The following is an 18,839-nucleotide window of genomic DNA, read 5'->3' as shown; positions in this document are numbered from 1 at the left end:
CCAGTGTAGGTAGCCCGTGGGACTGCCGGGCTGTGAGCTCCGTCCCAGGTCTCATCCGCCGGCCGCGCCCCGTACGAGCTCGCTCGCCCGGATGCGAGCCCAGGCGTCGGCGGCGAGCACCTCCTCGACCGAGTCCGCGGGGGTCACCCGGTGCTCTTCGACGACCTTGGCGACCGTGTCGACGATAGCCGGGAACCGCAGCCCGCCGCCGATGAACGCCTCCAGGCACGCCTCGTTGGCCGCGTTGTAGACGGCGGGCGCGGTGCCGCCCTCGGTGCCGACGTGCCTGGCCAGCGCGACGGCGGGGAAGGCGTCGTCGTCGAGCGGCTCGAAGGTCCACTCCTGGGCCCGGGTCCAGTCGATGGGGGCCGCGGCGCCCGCGATCCGCTCGGGGTGGCCGAGCGCGAGCGCGATGGGCAGCCGCATGTCGGGCGGGCTGGCCTGGGCGATGGTGGAGCCGTCGATGTACTCGACCATGGAGTGGATGATCGACTGAGGGTGCACCACGACCTCGATCCGGTCGAAGCCGATGTCGAACAGCAGGTGCGCCTCGATGACCTCCAGCCCCTTGTTGACCAGGGTGGCCGAGTTGATGGTGATCATGGGGCCCATGGACCAGGTGGGGTGCGCCAGGGCCATCTCAGGCGTGACGTCGAACAGGTCGGCGCGCTTGCGCCCCCTGAACGGCCCGCCGCTCGCGGTGATGACCAGCCGCTTGACCGCCTCCGGCCGGTGACCGTCGGGACCACTGGCCCACAGGCACTGCTGCACGGCCGAGTGCTCGGAGTCGACGGGCAGGATCTGCCCCGGCGCGGCCAGCCGCTTGACCAGCGGCCCGCCGATGATCAGCGATTCCTTGTTGGCCAGGGCGAGTGTCCGGCCCGCCTTCAGCGCGACCAGCGTGGAGGTCAGGCCGAGCGCGCCGGTGATGCCGTTGAGCACCGTGTCACACGGCCAGGCCGCCGCCTCCGCGACCCCTTCGGGGCCGGCGAGAACCACCGGGCTCGCGCCGCGCGCCGCGAGCGCCTCCTTCAGCGCCGGCACGGCCGCGGCGTCGGCCACGGCCACCACCTCGGCGCCGTGCTCGGCCGCCTGCTCGGCCAGCAGCTCGACCTTCCCGCCACCGGCCGCGAGCCCGGCGACCCTGAACCTGCCCGGATCGGTGCCGATGACATCTAGTGCCTGGGTGCCGACCGAGCCGGTGGAGCCGAGGACGACGACGGAGCGGAGGGTGTCTGCGTGCACCCGTCCATTGTCCCCGCTGCCGGAAGCGACCCGGCACGCGGCTCCCCCGCCCCTGAATATGGCAACGCCTGTGACTCCAGATATTCCAGTACATTAACGCCCAAATATCCCCATATCCGTATGCGTAAATCCTGAGAAATCGGGATATTGGGGCCGCTACCTTCCAACCCCAGATCCGGGATTTCGGGAGGTACGTAATGCACCGCAGAGTCGCTCTGCTTTCCATCCTCACCCTCACCGCCGGGGGTGCCCTGCTCCCGGCCGGGCTCGCGCAGGCCCAGTCGGGGCCCAAGCCCGCCCAGAAGGCGGCCGCCGACTCCACCTCCGAGCAGCAGACCGTCCTGCGCTACTGGACCCCCCAGAAGATGGAGGCGGCCCAGCCGCTCGACGCCCCCGCGCCCAAGAAGCAGGCCAAACTGGCCATGGGCGCCCCTGGCGAGCCCGCCACGGTCCCGCCCACCAGCGCCCCCGGCAACGCCGCGCAGGCGCAGGCCGCCAACAGCGGCGGCTCGGCCTGGACCCGAGGCGGCGCGATCACGAAGACGACCGGCCGCGTCTTCTTCACCTACCAGGGACGCAACGCCTCCTGCTCCGGCTCGGCCGTGACCAGCGCCAACAAGAGCGTGGTGCTGACCGCAGGCCACTGCGTCAAGATGGGCGGCGCCTTCCACACCAACTGGGTGTTCGTCCCCGGATACGACAAGGGCAGCCGCCCGAACGGCACCTGGGCGGCCACCAAGCTGCTGACCACTCCGCAGTGGAACGCCAGTGAGGACATGGACTTCGACGTCGCCGCCGCCGTGGTGGCGCCGCTGCGGGGCAATGCGCTGACCGACGTCGTGGGCGGCCAGGGTGTGGCGTTCAACCAGGCGCGGCGCCAGCAGATGTACGCCTTCGGCTACCCGGCGGCGGCCCCGTACGACGGCTCGAAGCTGACCTACTGCGGCGGCCGCGCGTTCGACGATTTCCTGATGTCCAAGGATCAGGGTCTGACCTGCGACATGACCGGCGGTTCGAGCGGCGGTCCATGGTTCCTGAATTTCAATGAAACGACCGGCCTCGGCACTCAGAACTCCGTCAACAGCTTCAAATACAACTTCGCCACTAAATGGATGTTCGGCCCTTATTTCGGGTCAGAGGCCCAAGCCGTCTACCAAGCCGCCCAGAGCACCAACGCCCTCTGAAGCCATTCACCGAAAGTAGTCACAAGAACACATCTTGTGGTGCACACTCGGGGGTCATGAGCCTGAGCACCCCCTTGCTGACAGCCGTACCGCTCGTCACGGGGCTGATGGGCCCCGCACTCATCGGCGCCATGCCCGTCCAGCACCATGACCCCGCCCATCGCGTCGCCAAGCAGGTCGTGCACACGGCCAAGCGGACGGAGGTGGTCGAGCACGTGGCCGCCCGCAGCCCCGCCGAGCAGCGGCGCGTGCTCGACTACTGGACACCGGCCCGGATGGCCGACGCCCTGCCGATCGACATGCTCGGCATCGTGACCAAGCGTGACGGCCTGCTGGGCGGCCTCGCCAAGAAGACCGGGATCGCCGCCGCACCCGGCTTGACCGGCGAGAAAGTGACCGGTGAGAAAGTGACCGGCGAGAAGGTGACCCGCGAGAGCGAGAAGGCCAGGATCCCCGTCCCCCGCTTCCAGTCGGCCCGGCCCCTGACCACCACGTCCGGCTCCCGCTGGCTGACCGGCGGCGCGGTGACCCGCACCACCGGCCGCGTCTTCCTGACCGTCAGCGGCATCGACTTCGTGTGCTCCGCGAGCACGGTCAAGAGCGCGAGCAGGGACCTCGTGGTCACGGCCGGCCACTGCGTCAAGGACGGCACCGGCGAGTGGGCGGCCAACTGGCAGTTCGTGCCCGGCTACCGCGACGGCGGCGGCCACCCCTACGGCCAGTACGCCGCCCGCCGCATGTTCGTCACCGGCCCGTGGGCACACTCCGCCGACGACAGCTACGACGTGGGCATGGTGGCCCTGACGACCGCGGAGAGCCGGCACGTCACCGACGTGGTCGGCGGCCAGCAGATCGCCTTCAACGGCCCGCGCGGCGGCCAGACGTTCGGCTTCGGCTTCCCGGCCGACCCGCCCTACGACGGCGAGCACCTGGTCTACTGCGCGGGCCGTCTGCACGGCGACCCCTACAAGCAGACCCGCGACCAGGGCCTGGGCTGCGACATGACGGCGGGCTCCAGCGGCGGCCCGTGGTTGTCCGGCTTCGACCCCGCCACGGGCACCGGCGAGATCACGTCGCTGAGCAGCTTCAAGTACAGCGACGACCAGCGCACCATGTACGGCCCGTACTTCGGCGACGCCGCCAAGGCCCTGTTCGACACGGCCCAGCGGGCATAGCTAGAGCGACAGGCCGGTCAGCACCATGACCTTCTCATAGGTGTAGTCCGTCATCGCCGAGTGCAGGCCCTCGCGGCCGACGCCGGAGTCCTTCACGCCGCCGTAGGGCATCTGGTCGGCCCGGTACGACGGCACGTCACCGATGATCACGCCACCCACCTCCAGTTCCCGGTTGGCCCGGAAGGCCGCGTCCAGCGACCGCGTGAACACCCCGGCCTGCAGGCCGTACCTGGAGTCGTTGACCATCGCGTACGCCTCGTCGATGTTCGCGGCCGGCTGCAGCACCATCACCGGCCCGAAGACCTCCTCGCGCAGGACCTTGGCGTCGCCGGGCACGTCGGCCAGGACGGTGGGCGCGTACGTGGCGCCCTCGCGGGTGCCGCCCGCGAGCACGCGGGCGCCCCCGTCGACCGCCTCCTGGACCCACTGCTCGACACGTTCGGCGGCGTGGACCGAGACCAGCGGTCCGACCTGCGTCTTCTCGTCGGCCGGATCGCCGGTGACGAGTCCGCCGACGGCCGGGAGCAGGCGCTCGACGAAGGCGTCGTAGACGGGCCGCTCGACGATCACCCGCTGCACGGCGATGCAGCTCTGACCGGCCTGGTAGTTGGAGAACAGGGCGACGCGCTGGGCCGCCCAGTCGAGGTCGGCGTCGCTCAGCACGACGGCCGCGGCGTTGCCGCCGAGTTCGAGCGTCACGTGCTTGCGCGGGATCTGGTCGGCGATCGCGTAGCCGACCGGCGCGGAGCCGGTGAACGACACCACCGGCAGCCTGGGGTCCGCCACCAGGACGGAGGCACGCTCGTTCTCGACCGGCAGCACGGAGAACATCCCGGCCGGCAGGTCGGTCTCGGCCAGGAGCTCGCCGAGCAGGAGCGAGGTGAGCGGCGTGGCGGGCGCCGGCTTGACGATGATGGGCGCGCCGACGGCGATGGCGGGCGCGACCTTGTGGGCGACCAGGTTCAGCGGGAAGTTGAACGGCGTGATCGCGAGCACCGGCCCGTACGGCAGACGGGAGACGTACGCCAGGCGCCCGGCGGCGGCGGGCTCGGTGTCGAGCCGCTGCACACCGCCCGACCAGCGGCGGGTCTCCTCGGCGGCGAAGCGGAAGGTGGCGATCGCGCGGGTGACCTCGCCCCGGGCCCAGAAGATCGGCTTGCCGTTCTCAGCGGTGATCAGGTGGGCGATCTCGTCGGCCCGCTCCGCGATGCGGCGCGAGAGGTGGGCCAGCGCCTCGGCACGTACGTGCGCGGGGAGCGCGGCGGCCTGCCCGGCGACCGCGTGAGCGGCCGCGACGGCCTCCTCGACCTGGGCGTCGGTCGGCACGGAATAGCGGCCGACGTCGCGACCGTCGTGGGGATTGGTCACGGTGAGCTGGGAGTCGCCGGTGGCTGGCCGGCCCGCGAGCCAGAAGGTACGCACGTCCATGTTCTCGACGTTATGCCAGGGCGACGATCGGGGACGTACACCACCGTGCACAAGACCCCCACCAGACCTCACCGTTAAGTACAACCTCCCTTGCCTACCCAGGATGTAACAGAAGTAGACCTAATTCGGGATGTTTACCATGCAGGGCGGTTTGAACTTTCTCCCGGCTGGCTAAGTCATCGTGTGCGGGTCCTCAGCGCGGCGGGCCCCCGACGCAGAAAGGCGTGGCCCCATGACCTCCTCGGCGCCTCTCGGGCTCCAAGGCGCCTACTTGCTCGGTGAGCGGGCCACCCATGACGAACTGCGTTCCCGGCTTCTCGACGTCGCGGTCAACCTGCTGCTCAGCGACGGCCCCGAGAGCTTGACCATGCGCAGGATCGCCACGGAGGCCGGCTGCACGACGACCGTCATCTACACGATGTTCGGCAACAGGGAAGGGCTGGCGGAGGCCCTCTACCTAGAGGGATTCGAGCGCTTCCGCCGCTTTCTGGACGCGGTCCCGCAGCGGCGGGACGCACTCGAGAACCTCACCGCGCTCGGCCCCGCCTACCGTCAAGCGTGTCTGGCCGAGCCCGGCTACTACAGCTTGATGTTCGAGCGGGCGATCCCCGGTTTCGAACCCAGCGAGCGGGCCAGGACATTGGCCCGCGCGGCGCTCAACATCCTCGACCGGGTGATCGCCGACTGCATCTCCGCCGGATACCTCGTCCCGACCCAGCCCCGCAAGATCGCCGACGCGCTGTGGGCCGCCGCCCAGGGCGCGATCAGCCTGGAGCGGGCCGGTCACCTGCGTGACGGCCGCACCTACGAGGCGGTCACGACGGCGACGATCTGCTGCTACCTGGTGGACAGGCAGAAGAAGTAGCCGCCAACGCGATCCAGAGCTCGGCACGCACTCCGGGATCGTCCAGGTCCCTGCCCAGCAGTTCAGTGACCCGCTTCATGCGGTAGCGGAGCGTGTGGCGGTGGATGCCGAGCCGCTGGGCCGCCGCGTCCCAGTGACCGTTGCTGCCGATGTAGGCGCGCAGCGACTCGATCAGGTCGGCCCGCGAGCCGTACCTGGTGAGGGGCGCGAGCAGCGCCGCCGCGAACGCCTGGGCGGCGGCGGGGTCGAGCAGGGTCAGCAGGCCCTGGCCGGCAAGGTCGGCGAACCTGACGAGGCCGTCACGGCCGCTCTCGAATGCCCGCCGGGCCTGGTCGAGCGCGCCGGGCAGCTCACCGTACGCGCTGGGCGCGCTCATCCCGACGGTCCCCTCGGCGAGCGCGGCCACCTTCTCGGCCTCCGCAGCGGCCACGAGCACCACGACCAGCGACCCAAGAGAGGCGGCATCAGGCAGGCGGGCGGCTTCGGGGACGCGGACGGCTTCAGGGAGGCGGGCTGTGAAGGCGTGCGGCTCCACCGCGTCGAGCGCGTCGCCCGCCACCGCCAGCACGACCACCGGCTCCTCCGGCAGCCGCCCACCGAGCGGCGCCAGCACCGCGCGCGCCCGCTCCACACAGGCCGCCCCCGCGCGCCCCTCCCCCTTCCCCCCGTCCAGCAGGAGCCCCAGTACGGCCGAGCGCACCCGGCGCTCGGCCTCCCGCTGCGCGCCGCCCTGCTCGACGGCCAGCGTGAGCAGCGATCCGGCCGCGTTGATGACCGTCTGCGTAACGGGCGAGAACGCCCGGGACGCCCCGACCACGAAGAACCCGCGCGGCCTCGGCCCCCCGCCCAGCGGCCGCAGGACGACGTGCTCGTCCGGCCCGGACAGCGCCAGGCTCGCGGGCGGCCGCCCGTTGGCCCCGCCGCCCCGCCAGACACCGTGCTCGCCGCGCAGCCGGGCCAGTTCGCGGGCCGCCGCCTCGGCCTTGGCGGCGCGGGTGGCGTGGCGTACCTCGCCGTGCTCGTCCAGCAGCGCGGCCCAGCCGCCGACCTCCTTGGCCAGCCGGTCGATGACCGCGTACGGGCCCTCGGTCCGCAGGGCGGCCCGCGTGAGGCGGCCCTGGGCGGCGAAGGCGCGGGTGATCTCGTCGTACTGCTCGGCGGCGAGCAGGTCGCTGACCGCCTTGCCGACCTCGATGAACGGCGTCTCGCGCGGCACCTCCAGCAGCGGCAACCCGGCCGCCGTGGCCGCCGCCAGCAGGGCGGGCGGCACCTCTTCGTGCGAGAGCCCGACGCCGAGGGCGAGCCCGGCCACGCCACGTGTCACGAGGCGGGCGACATATTGCGTAAAGTCGCCTTCCAGCCGCATACCCGTGGTCAGGAGAAGCTCGTCGCCCTCCAAGTAGGGCGTGGGATCCTCCAGCTCGCTGACGGCCACCCAGCGCACGACCGAGTCCAAGGTGCCGACCAGCGGCCGCAGCCCGGTCCGTCGCACCACGGTCCGCAGCGAAGGCGCCATACGAGTTGTCCATTCCGGCAAAGACGGGCACTCCAGTGTGACATATCGACGCATCGGACCAGGTGAGCGCCCGGCGTAGCGTCGGGCACATGAGCATTCCGCAGGAGCGTCGTCTCGTCACCGCGATCCCAGGCCCGAAATCGCAGGAGTTGCTGGCCCGCAAGCAGGTCGCCGTGCCCCCGGGCATCGGCACCGCGCTGCCGGTCTTCGTGACGCGCGCCGGCGGCGGCGTCGTCCAGGACGCCGACGGCAACTCGCTGATCGACTTCGGCTCCGGCATCGCCGTGACCAGCGTCGGCAACGCCGCACCCAAGGTGGTCGAGCGGGTCCAGGAGCAGGTCGCCGACTTCACCCACACCTGTTTCATGGTCACCCCGTACGAGTCGTACGTGGAGGTCTGCGAGAAGCTCAACGAGCTGACCCCCGGCGACCACGAGAAGCGCACGGTCCTGCTGAACACCGGCGCCGAGGCCGTCGAGAACGCCGTCAAGATCGCCCGGCACGCCACGGGCCGCCCGGCGGTCGTCGTGTTCGACCACGGCTACCACGGCCGCACGCTGCTGACCATGACGCTGACCGCCAAGAACCTGCCCTATAAGCAGGGCTTCGGCCCGTTCGCGCCGGAGGTGTACCGGGTGCCGCTGGCCTACCCGTTCCGCTGGCCGACGGGCCCGGACAACTGCGCGGAGGAGGCCGCCGCGCAGGCCATCGACATGATCAGCAAGCAGATCGGCGCCGAGAACGTCGCCGCCGTGGTGATCGAGCCGATCGCCGGCGAAGGCGGGTTCATCGAGCCGGCCAAGGGCTTCCTGCCGAGGATCGCCGAGTTCTGCCGGGACAACGGCATCGTGTTCGTCGCCGACGAGGTGCAGACCGGCTTCGCCCGTACCGGGCAGATGTTCGCCTGCGAGGACGAGGGCATCGTGCCCGACCTCATCACCACCGCCAAGGGCATCGCGGGCGGCCTCCCGCTCGCCGCCGTCACCGGCCGCGCGGAGATCATGGACAAGGTGCACTCCGGCGGCCTGGGCGGCACGTACGGCGGCAACCCGGTCGCCTGCGCCGCCGCGCTGGGCGTGCTGGAGACCATCGCCGAGGAGGACCTGGTCGCCAAGGCCCGCCGCATCGGCGAGATCATGCTCCCCCGCCTCCACGCGCTGCGCGAGCGCTTCGACGTGATCGGCGACGTGCGCGGCCGCGGCGCGATGATCGCCGTCGAGCTGGTCCAGCCGGGCACGAAGGAGCCGAACCCGGCCGCGCTCGCCGAGGTCGTCCGGCGCTGCCACGCGGAGGGCCTGCTGGTGCTCACCGCGGGCACGTACGGCAACGTGCTGCGCTTCCTGCCGCCGCTGGTCATGCCCGAGCACCTGCTTGAGGAGGGTCTCGGCATCCTGGAGAAAGCTTTCGCTGAACTGTAGGAAACGCGCGAAACGGGCATCCAGCTTGTGGCTGGATGCCCGTTTTTGTAGGTGTAAGGCGTGTGAGCCGGGTAGAGAATTCACCCGGGCTTGACGCTGCCCTAGACGATCAGGAGCGCGCCCGGGCTTATAACGGATCCGGTATACGAGTGGCCTACCGCTGCTGGGAGCATGATGAACTGGGGTCCGACAGGAACGGCACAGAGAATGTTGACGTTCGACCCTGATGGTTTGAGCCGGGCACAGCTCGAGGGCGAAGCCTGCGTGGTCTGCCACAAGAGGTGGCCCAGGCCGCGCGTCCGCGTCGGGCGCTTCCCCGACGACTCTCCCGTGCTGGCCTGCGCCGACTGCGCCGAAGCGCTCATCCCGGCGCCGATGGCCACGGTGGTCGCCTTCCCCGCGCGCTAAAGCCCTCCCGCGCGCTTGAGCCTTTCCGCGCTCTAGAGCCTTCCCCGCGCGCCAGAGGCGGCGTCAGGCGGCCGCCTCGCGGATCCGCCAGGGTGAGCCGTACTCGGTCAGCAGGTCGAGGAACGGCACCGCGTCGAACGCCTCCGGCCCCAGCACGCCCGTGCCCTTCCAGGCACCGCGAGCCAGCAGCTCCAGCGCGACCACGGGGTGGACGGCGGTCTGCCAGACGACGGCCTGCGAGCCGTACTCGCGCATCGACCAGGCGTTGTCGACCACGTGATAGAGGTACACCTCGCGGGGCCCGCCGTCCTTGCCGGTGCCCTTCACCCAGGTGCCCGCGCACGTCTTGCCGTGCATCCGGTCACCGAGGGTCGCCGGGTCGGGCAGGCTCGCCGCCACCAGGTCACGCGGCGCCACGTCGGCACCGCCCACCCTGATCTTGTCGGCGCTGTCCAGCCCGAGCTTGCGCAGCGTCTTGAGCACGCCGATGAACTCCTCGCCGAGCCCGTACTTGAACGTCACCCGCTTCGCCGGGATCCAGCGGGGCACGAGCAGCACCTCCTCGTGCTCGACGTTCACGCACTCCACGGGACCGATGCCCTCGGGGAAGTCGAACACCTCGGGCTCGCTGAACGGCTCGGTCGTGTGCCACCGCCCGTCCTCCCAGACGACGGGCGGGTTGAGACACTCCTCGATCGTCGTCCAGATGGAGAAGGTCGGCGCGAAGTCGTAGCCGTCCACGACCAGGTTCGAGCCGTCCCTGACGCCGATCTCGTCGATGCCGTCGAACAGGTGGTCGGCGGCGTAGCGGGCGAACACGTCGGCCAGCCCCGGCTCCACCCCCATCCCGACGAGCGCGAGCCGGTCCCGCGCCCGCCACTCCTCGTCGCGCGCGAACTGCTCGTCGCCCAGCTTCACCCCCGGCATCTCGTACGGCCGGCTGGAGTGCGGCCTGGACAGCGACATCGCCATGTCCAGGTAGTCCGCCCCGGCCGCCAGAGCCGCCTCGAACAGCGGCATCGTGAACCGCGGATCGACGGCGTTGAAGAGCACATCGCACCGGTGCTCCCGGAGCGCCGCCTCCACCGCCGCCCGATCGGCGGCGTCGAGGCTGATCGCGCTGAACCGCGGATCGTCCACGCCGGCGACGGCTCGCGCCGCCCGGCTCTGTTGGGAGTCGGCGACCACGATGTGTTCGAAGAAATCTCGGCGCGCGGCGATGGGCACGACAGCGGAGCCGACGCCGCCGGCGCCGACCAGAAGGATTCTCATGAGCAGAACATACTCACTGACTGGTCATTCAGTCGAATTTTCGGCCAGTCCTCCGGAAAAGCGAGACGCCCCGGAGCGGGGGGAGGCCCGGGGCGTCTCTGCAGGCACGGCCCAGCGGGGGGACGGGGCGAGCCTGCGGCAAAGGTCATGTGTGGGTAAAGCAGCCCCCGCTCAATTCACCAGTGTGCCCCACTGTTTGGTCCAGGTGTCGTAATCAGTGCATTCCCCATCAGAACCCCGGCAACCCCCCGGCGGCCGAGCGGCGAAGGCGACCCGGTCGAGCCACTTCGGCTTGTCGGCCCCGTACGCGTCGCACATCTGCTTGGCCCGCCCTTTGCACGCCTTGGGGTTGGCCGGCGCCAGACCGACCCAGGCGGCCGCGTCACGCTGGGCCGACGGCGCCGCCATCCAGCTCAGCCAGCGGTAGGCGCAGTCGGTGTTGGGGATGTTCGCGCCGAGCATCCAGGAGTCGAGCCAGCCGGTCGTCTTGCGCGCGCTGACCGCCTTGATCGGCTTGCCGGCCTTCTGCAGGAGCAGGCGATAGTACGGCGTGGCCTGGGCGTAGTCGAGCGAGCCCGTGGCGAAGCCCTTGACCAGGTCGAGCGGGTTCTTCCAGTAGGTGCGGCCCTTGTGCTCGCCCAGCAGCGCCATCGCCCGGTCCAGCTGGCTCTTGGTCAGCTCGAAGGGGTCGTCCACGCTACCGTCGGTGAGCGCCGCGTCGGCGATGGTCAGCGGGCCTTCCTTGAGCGAGACCCGGTCGGACTGGAAGACCTGCTTGAGGCCGCCGTCCTTGACCTTGGTCGAGTCGTAGAGGAACTCGTGGAACCCCCACAGATAGGGCACGCCGTAGACCTTGCCCGACACCTTGGTCATGTCGCGAAAGCGCTTGGTCAGGTCGTCGTAACCGGTGACCTTGGCCGGCTCGATGGGCTGCACCTGCTTGGCCTCGATCATCGAGGCGGCCAGCACCGGGCCCGCCGAGATCACGTCGTATGAACGCTGGTCGACGGCCCTCTTCATGTCGTCGGCGGTCTGCACGGTGTCGAGGCGGGCGATGCGGCAGCCGGTCGTCTTCTCGAAGTCGCCCACCCAGTTGACCCTGGGGCTGGTGCCGCCGTATTCGGCGTAGCCGCGGTAGGTGAGGATCTGCAGCGTGCCGTCGCCCTGCGTCGGACTCGCCGACGGGGTGGGGGTCGGGGACGGGGTCTTCTTCGGCGATGGGACCGCCGCCCCCATGCTGGCGATCAGAGCCGTCATGGCCAGCGCCATCGCAGGTATGCGGCGATCCACGTTCCTCCCTCGTCCGTGTGCGGGAGTCTATCGGGCACACGACGGGGAGGGACGCCTGGCGCGTCCCTCCCCGGTGGAGATCGCTCACCCGTTGGTGGGGAAGCCCAGGTTCACGCCGCCGTGCGACGGGTCGAGCCAGCGCGAGGTGACGACCTTGCCGCGGGTGTAGAAGTGGACGCCCTCGGTGCCGTGGACGTGCGTGTCACCGAACAGCGACGCCTTCCAGCCGCCGAAGCTGTAGAACGCCATCGGCACCGGGATCGGCACGTTGATGCCGATCATGCCGACCTCGACCTCGTTCTGGAAGCGCCGGGCCGCGCCGCCGTCGTTGGTGAAGATCGCGGTGCCGTTGCCGTAGGCGCCGCCGTTGATGAGCCGCAGGCCCTCCTCGTACGAGCCGACGCGGACGATCGTCAGGACCGGGCCGAAGATCTCCTCGGTGTGCACCCGCGAGCCGGCCGGCACGTGGTCGAGCACGGTCGGGCCGAGCCAGAAGCCGGGCGTCTCCGACGCCTTGCCGCCGCCTTCGACACGCGTGTCCCGGCCGTCCACGACCAGCTTGGCGCCCTCCTCGACACCCAGGTCGAGGTAGGAGGCGACCTTGTCGCGGTGCGCCTCGGTGACCAGCGGCCCCATCTCGGACCTGGGGTCGGAGCCGGGGCCGATCACCAGCTTGTCGACGCGCTCGACGATCTTCTGGACGAGCTCGTCGCCCACCGGGTCGACGGCGAGCACGACGGAGATCGCCATGCACCGCTCGCCGGCCGAGCCGAAGCCCGCCGACACGGCCGAGTCGGCGACCAGGTCGAGGTCGGCGTCGGGCAGCACGAGCATATGGTTCTTGGCCCCGCCGAGCGCCTGCACCCGCTTGCCGTGGCTGGTGCCGGTCTCGTAGACATACTTGGCGATGGGGGTCGAACCGACGAAGGAGACGCCGCGCACGTCGGGGTGCTCCAGCAGCCGGTCGACGGCGACCTTGTCGCCCTGGACGACGTTGAAGACGCCGTCGGGCAGCCCGGCCTCCTGCCAGAGCCGCGCCATGAGCAGCGACGCGGACGGGTCCTTCTCCGACGGCTTGAGCACGAAGGCGTTGCCGCAGGCGATCGCGATCGGGTACATCCACATCGGCACCATGGCCGGGAAGTTGAACGGCGTGATGCCGGCCACCACCCCAAGCGGCTGGCGCAGCGAGTAGGAGTCGACCCGGGTCGAGACGCCCTCGGAGAAGCCGCCCTTGAGCAGGTGCGGGATCCCGCAGGCGAACTCCACGACCTCCAGGCCGCGGGCGACCTCGCCGAGCGCGTCGGAGTGCACCTTTCCGTGCTCGGCCGAGATGAGCGCGGCCAGCTCGTCGCGGTGGGCGTACATCAGCTCGCGGAAGCGGAACAGCACCTGGGCCCGTTTGGTCAGCGAGGCGTCCCGCCAGGCGGGGAAGGCCGCCACGGCGGCGGCCACGGCCGCGTCGACGTCGGCGGCCGAGGCCAGCGCGACGTGCCCGCCGACCTCGCCGGTCGACGGGTCGAAGATCTCCTGGGTACGGCTGTCGCCGTCGGCCAGAGCTCCGTTGATCCAGTGCTTGACGAACTTCACTGCGTCGCTGCCTCTGCGTTGATGACTTCCAGTGCGTGAACAATGATGCTCAAGCCCTCAGCGGCCTCGTCCACCGTGAGGGTGAGCGGCGGGGCCATGCGGATGGCGGTGCCGTACAGTCCGCCCTTGCCCGCGAGCAGCCCCGACTTCTTGGTCTCCTCCATGAACCGCGCGGCCTGCGCGGGGCTCTCCAGCTCGACGGCGAACATCAGGCCCTTGCCGCGCACGGCCTTGATGATCGGCAGCCGCTCGGCCGCCGCGCGCAGGCCATCGGCGATGATCTTCCCGGTCCTGGCGGCGTTGGCCTGGAGGTCGTGGTCGAGCACGTAATCGAGCGTGGCATTGGCGGCGGCCATGGAGATCGGGTTGCCGCCGAACGTGGCCAGGCCCACCGCGGGCAGGCTGTCCATCAGGTCACCGCGGGCCACGACGCCGCCGACCGCGAACCCGTTGCCCAGGCCCTTGGCGAAGGTCATCATGTCGGGCGTCACGCCGTGGTTCTGGATGCCGAAGAACGCGCTGCCGGTACGCCCCCAGCCCGTCTGCACCTCGTCGGAGATGAACAGGATGCCCTGTTCGTCCAGGACCTCCTTGTAGGCGGCGAACAGCCCGTCGGGAGCCATCGTGAACCCGCCCACCCCCTGGATGGGCTCGGCGATCAGCGCCGCCACGTCGTTGGAGACGGCCGTGGCCAGCACGTGGCGCAGGTCGTCGACGCAGGCCGCGATGTAGTCGGCGTCCGACAGCCCCTTGAACTGGGTCAGATGCCGGTCGGCGCCGTGCAGGAAGTGCACGTTCAGCGGGGAGAGCGAGTTGTTCTTCCACGTCCGGTTGGAGGTGACGCTGATCGCGCCGAAGCTGCGGCCGTGGTAGCTCTGCCGCATGGCGAGCACCTGGTCGCTCTTGCGCGCGTAGGTGGCCAGCAGCAGCGCGGTCTCGTTCGCCTCGGTGCCGGAGTTGGTGAAGAAGACCTTGGCATCGGGGATGCCGGAGAGCCTGGCGATCTTCTCCGCCAGCTCGATCTGGCCGCGCAGCAGGTAGACCGTACTGGTGTGGACGACTCCCGTGGCGAGCTGACGCTCGACGGCCTCGCGCACCTCGGGCACGTCGTACCCGATCATGTTGGTGAGGATGCCGGCGAAGAAGTCGAGGTAGCTCTTGCCATCGGCGTCGACGACGCGATTGCCCTTGCCACTGACGATCTCGATCGGCTCGTTGTAGTTGAGTGCCACCCAGTTGGGGATCACTGCCCGGTGGCGGGCGAGAAGCTCCGACATGCTTCGAGTATCCCGGCTCGTCATCGCCACACCCACCTCCAACATGTCCACACGACACCAAATCCCCTTACATGATGTCACGCGGACTCCTGCACGAACTTCGACCATATGTCAGGACATAAGGACTTACAACTCCCGAGAACTCAAATCCCGCCATCGGGTGAAAGGGGCTGACAGTATCGGCGACAGGAGTACCGGGTGGTTGTGGAAACAGAGTCGGCCGAGGGCGCCGGCGGAGCGTTGAGCGGCATGGACGACGCCGAGGTGATCCGGCGCTCCCACAGCGACCCGGGCGCTTTCGCCGCGCTGTTCGACCGGCACGCGCCCGCCTTACATCGCTACGTCACCCGCCGCCTGGGGGACTCGCTGGCCGACGACATCGTCGCGGAGACGTTCCTGGCCGCGTTCAGGCGGCGCGAACACTACGACCCTGGGCGCGCGGACGCCCGCCCCTGGCTGTACGGCATGGCCGCCAACCTCATCGGCCACCATCGCCGCCGCGAGGTCAGGTCCTACCTGGCACTGGCCAGGACCGGGATCGACGAGGTGGCGGAGGGCTACACGGACCGGGTGGAGGCCCGCGTGTCGGCCTCGGCCGTACACCGGGAGCTGGCCGAGGCACTGGCCGCGCTCTCCGCCGACGACCGGGAGGTGCTCCTGCTGGTCGCCTGGGCGCAGCTCAGCTACGAGGAGGTGGCCAGGGCGCTCGACATCCCCCTCGGAACCGTCCGCTCCCGGCTGCACCGGGCCAGGAAACGCACCCGCGCCGCGCTGGGCGGCGTCGACCCCACCGCGATCACCGACGAGGAGGCCGACCGTGGATGACCTGAACCTGCTCCAGGGGCTACGCGCGGACGCGCCGGAGCCTGACGCGGCCCGGCTCGCCGCTCTGCGCGACCGGCTCACCTCGGCCACGGCCGCGACAGTCACGCCTCCAGAGCGGCGACGGCTGTGGCAGCCTCTCGCCAAGCGCGTGCTGCTCGCCGGGACCGTGGCGGCCGGGCTGGCGGTCGCGCTGCCGTTCACCAGACCCGCGGACCAGACCCGTCCCGTACCCGCGGTGCACACCACCCGACCGGGCAGCGTCCAACTCCTGGAGGAGGCGGCCCTGGTCGCCGAGCGGCGGCCCTTCCGGAAGCCGCGGCCCGACCAGTGGGTCTACACCAAGACCAAGGACGTCCAACCCGTCAACGGCAAGACCACGATCAGCGAGCAGTGGATGAGGTTCGACGGCAAGGGGGCCGCCTTGATCGGCGAGGACGGCGAGTTGCAGGTCAGCGACCTCCCGCAACTCGACCCGGGCGACGACGACCTGACGCCGCAGCAGTATTACGACAAGCTGGCGGCCCTGCCGACCGACCCCTACAAGCTGCTGGCCCACGTCGCAGGCGACAAGCACTGGCTCAAGCCGCTCATGGAGGACGGGGTGCCGATCCCGCGCGACCCCGTGCCCCGCGACGCCCAGGCGTTCAGCGTGCTGACCCTCTATCTGGGCCAAGGGGCCATCATGCCGCCCAAGCTGGAGGCGACCATCTACCGGGCACTGGCGAAGATCCCCGCCGTCAAGGTGGAGGTGGGGGTCCTCGACGCGGACGACCGCCCCGGCATCGGCGTGTACTACGAGCCGAAGGGCCAGCAGATCACCACCCGCTACTTCGTGCTCGATCCCCAGACCTACCGCCTGCTCGGCCAGCGGACCGTCTGGAACCGTGACGAGTATCTCCTCGGCAACCCGAAGCCGAGCGCCCGCAAGGGGAGCGCTTGGCTGAGAGCCGATCTGGCCGGCGGAGTCGTTGACCGGCCGGGCCAGATCCCCTAGGGGATCTCCCGTCCCCCTGCGGGCGTACGACCGCCTTGATCGCTACGCCCGCGGGGGCACCACGATTGCCCACCGGAGGCCGACGACCGGCCACCCCCCGCTCCCCCACCATCGAGTCATCACCGAAGAAGACTCAGGGAGAGCGGACATGACCATCACCGTGGACCACCGGCCCGACGTGCACCCCGGCCCGCCGAAGCTCGACCGCGAGCAGTTGCTCCGCGCCGAGCGGGACACGCTCGACACCCCGCGCATGAAGTACAGCCTGCTGGCCAAGATGATGTTCAAGCCCGTCGACCTCATGTACGGCAAGCAGGGCTCGTTCACCAAGTTCGCCATGCTGGAGATCATCGCCCGCGTGCCGTACCAGGCGTGGGAGCGCATGGGCTACTGGGCCGTACACCGCCACGCGGGCCGCTCGGGCCTGGCCAGGCGGGTCTTCGAGCGCATCGTGGAGGCCCGCACCGATCAGGACAACGAGCAGTGGCACCTGCTGATCATGCAGGACCTCGTCCAGCGGCACGGGCTCAAGCAGAACTGGCTGCTGCACAAGGCGGCGCCGTGGCTGATCTCGTTCTTCTACTACCACGTGTCGTGGGTGCTGTTCCTGGTCCGGCCCGACTGGAGTTACCGGCTGAACGCGGAGTTCGAGGACCACGCGGAGCACGAGTACATGACGTTCGTGGCGGACAACCCCGGCCTGGACTTCGTCCCCGACCCGGGCACCTACGCCGCCGAGTACGGCCGCTACGGGTCGGTGGCCGACCTGCTGCGGCAGGTCGGCCACGACGAGCGGACGCACAAACTGGACAGCCTGGAGGCCATGCGTGAGCCTCGCATCCGCTAGACCGGGGCGGACTCGGTGGTGTCGGCGGTGACCGCGGGAGTGGCCGGCCGCAGCACCGCGAGGGCGAGCAGCGCGGCCGCCACGCAGAACCCGGCCCCGACCCAGGAGCCGAAGTGCATCGCGTCGGTGAAGGCCGCGCGGGCGGGCTCCACGATGCCCAGGTGGAAGGCGCCGCCGATCGACTCCCTGGCCGCCTCGGGCGCGTCGGCGGGCATCGCCGAGGTGAACACCCCGGCCAGCACGCTGCCCAGGATGGCGATGCTCATGGCCATGCCGACCTGCTGCACGGTGTCGTTCAGCGCGGAGCCGACCCCCGCGTGCTCCATGGGGATGGCCCCCATCAGCGACGCGTAGGCCGCGGGCCCGGCCAGGCCGCCACCGACGCCCATGATCAGCAGCGCGGTGAGCACCGCGACGTAGCCGGTGGTCGTGGCGAGCACCACGAAACCGCCGCTCATGACCACCAGCCCGGTGGAGATCAGCACCCGGTTGCTGGCCTTCTTGCCCAGTCCGGCGCCGACCACGTTGAAGACGGTCGCGGCGATGGCGTACGGCAGCAGCGCCAGACCGGCCTGCATGGGCCCGTAACCGAGCACGAACTGCAGATACTGCGTGAGCATCAGCATCACGGCGCCGGCCCCGAACGACATCAGCAGGATCGAGAACGACGCCCCGCTGAAGTTGCGGTTCCTGAACAGTTCGAGCGGCAGCATCGGGTGCTCCGAGCGCCGTTCCCAGATCACGAACGCGCCGAGCGCGACCACGGCGATGGCGATGCCGACCGGGTTCCACTCGCGCTCGATGATGACGTAGACGGCCGAGGTCAGGCCGACGATCGACAGCACCACGCCCACCGGGTCGATCTTCCGGCCCGCGCTGCGCGTCTCCGGCATCAGCGTCACGGCGGCGACGACCGCGACCAGGGCGATGGGGATGTTCAGCAGGAAGACCGAGCCCCACCAGTAGTGGTCGAGCAGGAAGCCGCCCAGCGTGGGGCCCGCGATCACCCCCACCATGGCGACGGCGCTCCACGCGGCCATGGCCTTGCGCCGCTCCTCCTCATCGAAGACGGTCATCAGGATGGACAGCGTCGAGGGCATCAGCAGCGACCCGCCGATGCCCATGAGGGCCCGCGACCCGATCACCTGCCACGGCTCGGACGACAGCACCGCCAGCAGCGACGCGCCGCCGAAGAACAGCAGGCCGATGATCAGGAACCGCCGGCGCCCGAACCGGTCGGACAGGCTGCCCGCGGTTAACAGCAGACCGGCGTAGGCCAGCACGTAGGCGTCAATGATCCATTGGATGTCGCCGGGGCTCGCGCCCAGATCCTTGATCAGTTTGGGGATGGCCAGGTTGAGGACAGTGTTGTCGACGACCAGGACCAGGAGTGACAGACAGAGGACGCCGAGAATCCACCAACGACGGGGATCTCGCACAGTGTTCGATTCCACTCGCACACCGTACGACAAAACTCGTACAGTGTGCGAGTGGAATTATCCTGG

16 protein-coding genes are annotated in these 18,839 nt (G+C 70.1%); 8 read left to right on the top strand and 8 right to left on the bottom strand.

Features of this window, described 5'->3' with window-relative positions; translation table 11 throughout:
• Positions 1-51 precede the first annotated feature (51 nt).
• Positions 52-1,245, bottom strand: a complete 1,194-nt coding sequence (dxr, locus tag AB0J16_RS05345; protein ID WP_358534919.1) for a 1-deoxy-D-xylulose-5-phosphate reductoisomerase — start codon at positions 1,243-1,245, stop codon at positions 52-54.
• A 197-nt stretch (positions 1,246-1,442) separates the two neighbouring features.
• On the opposite strand from dxr, the gene AB0J16_RS05340 reads away from it, so the two are divergent.
• Together AB0J16_RS05340 and AB0J16_RS05335 are read left to right on the top strand one after the other, a co-directional pair.
• On the top strand, positions 1,443-2,429 hold the full coding sequence (locus AB0J16_RS05340) for a trypsin-like peptidase domain-containing protein (RefSeq protein ID WP_358534917.1): 987 nt from the start codon (positions 1,443-1,445) through the stop codon (positions 2,427-2,429).
• Between the two features lie 56 nt (positions 2,430-2,485).
• A complete protein-coding gene (locus AB0J16_RS05335) occupies positions 2,486-3,604 on the top strand; it encodes a hypothetical protein (RefSeq protein ID WP_358534915.1) in 1,119 nt (372 codons plus the stop codon).
• On the opposite strand, the gene AB0J16_RS05330 is transcribed toward AB0J16_RS05335, so the two are convergent.
• Entirely contained in the window at positions 3,605-5,032 is a 1,428-nt protein-coding gene (locus AB0J16_RS05330; protein ID WP_358534913.1) for an aldehyde dehydrogenase family protein, read from the bottom strand.
• Between the two features lie 232 nt (positions 5,033-5,264).
• On the opposite strand from AB0J16_RS05330, the gene AB0J16_RS05325 reads away from it, so the two are divergent.
• Complete coding sequence (locus AB0J16_RS05325; RefSeq protein ID WP_357946438.1) at positions 5,265-5,897, top strand: TetR/AcrR family transcriptional regulator; 633 nt, start codon at positions 5,265-5,267, stop codon at positions 5,895-5,897.
• Here the strand turns inward: AB0J16_RS05325 and AB0J16_RS05320 are convergent.
• Positions 5,848-7,413: a PucR family transcriptional regulator ligand-binding domain-containing protein gene (locus AB0J16_RS05320; RefSeq protein WP_358534911.1), complete on the bottom strand. Its 1,566-nt coding sequence runs from the start codon at positions 7,411-7,413 to the stop codon at positions 5,848-5,850. The two genes, AB0J16_RS05325 and AB0J16_RS05320, sit on opposite strands and share 50 nt — an antisense overlap.
• An 89-nt stretch (positions 7,414-7,502) precedes the next feature.
• Between AB0J16_RS05320 and gabT the strand changes: the two genes are divergently transcribed.
• Both gabT and AB0J16_RS05310 read left to right on the top strand, forming a co-directional pair.
• The gene (gabT, locus tag AB0J16_RS05315; protein WP_358534909.1) at positions 7,503-8,831 is read left to right on the top strand and encodes a 4-aminobutyrate--2-oxoglutarate transaminase; all 1,329 of its coding nucleotides are present in this window, start codon (positions 7,503-7,505) and stop codon (positions 8,829-8,831) included.
• Positions 8,832-9,062: 231 nt separating this feature from the next.
• Complete coding sequence (locus tag AB0J16_RS05310) at positions 9,063-9,239, top strand: hypothetical protein (protein ID WP_358534906.1); 177 nt, start codon at positions 9,063-9,065, stop codon at positions 9,237-9,239.
• A 63-nt stretch (positions 9,240-9,302) separates the two neighbouring features.
• Here the strand turns inward: AB0J16_RS05310 and AB0J16_RS05305 are convergent, their stop codons facing one another.
• From AB0J16_RS05305 to AB0J16_RS05290, 4 genes are all read right to left on the bottom strand, one after another.
• Positions 9,303-10,511 (bottom strand): saccharopine dehydrogenase C-terminal domain-containing protein, encoded by a 1,209-nt coding sequence (locus AB0J16_RS05305; protein ID WP_358534904.1) that lies wholly within the window; start codon positions 10,509-10,511, stop codon positions 9,303-9,305.
• Between the two features lie 171 nt (positions 10,512-10,682).
• Positions 10,683-11,801 carry an extracellular solute-binding protein gene (locus AB0J16_RS05300; RefSeq protein ID WP_358534902.1) on the bottom strand — a complete coding sequence of 373 codons (1,119 nt, stop codon included), beginning with the start codon at positions 11,799-11,801 and terminating at the stop codon, positions 10,683-10,685.
• An 84-nt stretch (positions 11,802-11,885) separates the two neighbouring features.
• Positions 11,886-13,391 (bottom strand): CoA-acylating methylmalonate-semialdehyde dehydrogenase, encoded by a 1,506-nt coding sequence (locus AB0J16_RS05295; RefSeq protein WP_358534900.1) that lies wholly within the window; start codon positions 13,389-13,391, stop codon positions 11,886-11,888.
• Positions 13,388-14,668, bottom strand: coding sequence for an aspartate aminotransferase family protein (locus tag AB0J16_RS05290; protein ID WP_357946421.1), 1,281 nt, complete (start codon positions 14,666-14,668; stop codon positions 13,388-13,390). Before AB0J16_RS05290 ends, AB0J16_RS05295 begins: the two co-directional genes overlap by 4 nt.
• Positions 14,669-14,866: 198 nt before the next feature.
• On the opposite strand from AB0J16_RS05290, the gene AB0J16_RS05285 reads away from it, so the two are divergent.
• From AB0J16_RS05285 to AB0J16_RS05275, 3 genes are all read left to right on the top strand, one after another.
• Positions 14,867-15,493 carry an RNA polymerase sigma factor gene (locus AB0J16_RS05285; RefSeq protein ID WP_358534898.1) on the top strand — a complete coding sequence of 209 codons (627 nt, stop codon included), beginning with the start codon at positions 14,867-14,869 and terminating at the stop codon, positions 15,491-15,493.
• Positions 15,486-16,487: a CU044_5270 family protein gene (locus AB0J16_RS05280; protein WP_358534896.1), complete on the top strand. Its 1,002-nt coding sequence runs from the start codon at positions 15,486-15,488 to the stop codon at positions 16,485-16,487. The genes AB0J16_RS05285 and AB0J16_RS05280 overlap by 8 nt, the downstream gene beginning before the upstream one ends.
• A gap of 148 nt (positions 16,488-16,635) precedes the next feature.
• Positions 16,636-17,334 carry an alternative oxidase gene (locus AB0J16_RS05275; RefSeq protein ID WP_358534894.1) on the top strand — a complete coding sequence of 233 codons (699 nt, stop codon included), beginning with the start codon at positions 16,636-16,638 and terminating at the stop codon, positions 17,332-17,334.
• Here AB0J16_RS05275 and AB0J16_RS05270 read toward each other — a convergent pair.
• A complete protein-coding gene (locus AB0J16_RS05270; RefSeq protein WP_358534892.1) occupies positions 17,331-18,788 on the bottom strand; it encodes an MFS transporter in 1,458 nt (485 codons plus the stop codon). The two genes, AB0J16_RS05275 and AB0J16_RS05270, sit on opposite strands and share 4 nt — an antisense overlap.
• Positions 18,789-18,839 lie beyond the last annotated feature (51 nt).

Source organism: Nonomuraea sp. NPDC049750 (genome assembly GCF_040659625.1).
Classification (GTDB): domain Bacteria; phylum Actinomycetota; class Actinomycetes; order Streptosporangiales; family Streptosporangiaceae; genus Nonomuraea.
Note: the sequence above shows the minus strand (reverse complement) of the source record. Positions and strands in the feature narration are given on the sequence as shown.

Coding starts and splice junctions, on each gene's coding strand:
- AB0J16_RS05340 (WP_358534917.1), top strand. CDS start 1,443: ATGCACCGCAGAGTCGCTCTGCTTTCCATCCTCACCCTCACCGCCGGG.
- AB0J16_RS05335 (WP_358534915.1), top strand. CDS start 2,486: ATGAGCCTGAGCACCCCCTTGCTGACAGCCGTACCGCTCGTCACGGGG.
- AB0J16_RS05330 (WP_358534913.1), bottom strand. CDS start 5,032: ATGGACGTGCGTACCTTCTGGCTCGCGGGCCGGCCAGCCACCGGCGAC.
- AB0J16_RS05325 (WP_357946438.1), top strand. CDS start 5,265: ATGACCTCCTCGGCGCCTCTCGGGCTCCAAGGCGCCTACTTGCTCGGT.
- AB0J16_RS05320 (WP_358534911.1), bottom strand. CDS start 7,413: ATGGCGCCTTCGCTGCGGACCGTGGTGCGACGGACCGGGCTGCGGCCG.
- gabT (WP_358534909.1), top strand. CDS start 7,503: ATGAGCATTCCGCAGGAGCGTCGTCTCGTCACCGCGATCCCAGGCCCG.
- AB0J16_RS05305 (WP_358534904.1), bottom strand. CDS start 10,511: ATGAGAATCCTTCTGGTCGGCGCCGGCGGCGTCGGCTCCGCTGTCGTG.
- AB0J16_RS05290 (WP_357946421.1), bottom strand. CDS start 14,668: ATGTCGGAGCTTCTCGCCCGCCACCGGGCAGTGATCCCCAACTGGGTG.
- AB0J16_RS05275 (WP_358534894.1), top strand. CDS start 16,636: ATGACCATCACCGTGGACCACCGGCCCGACGTGCACCCCGGCCCGCCG.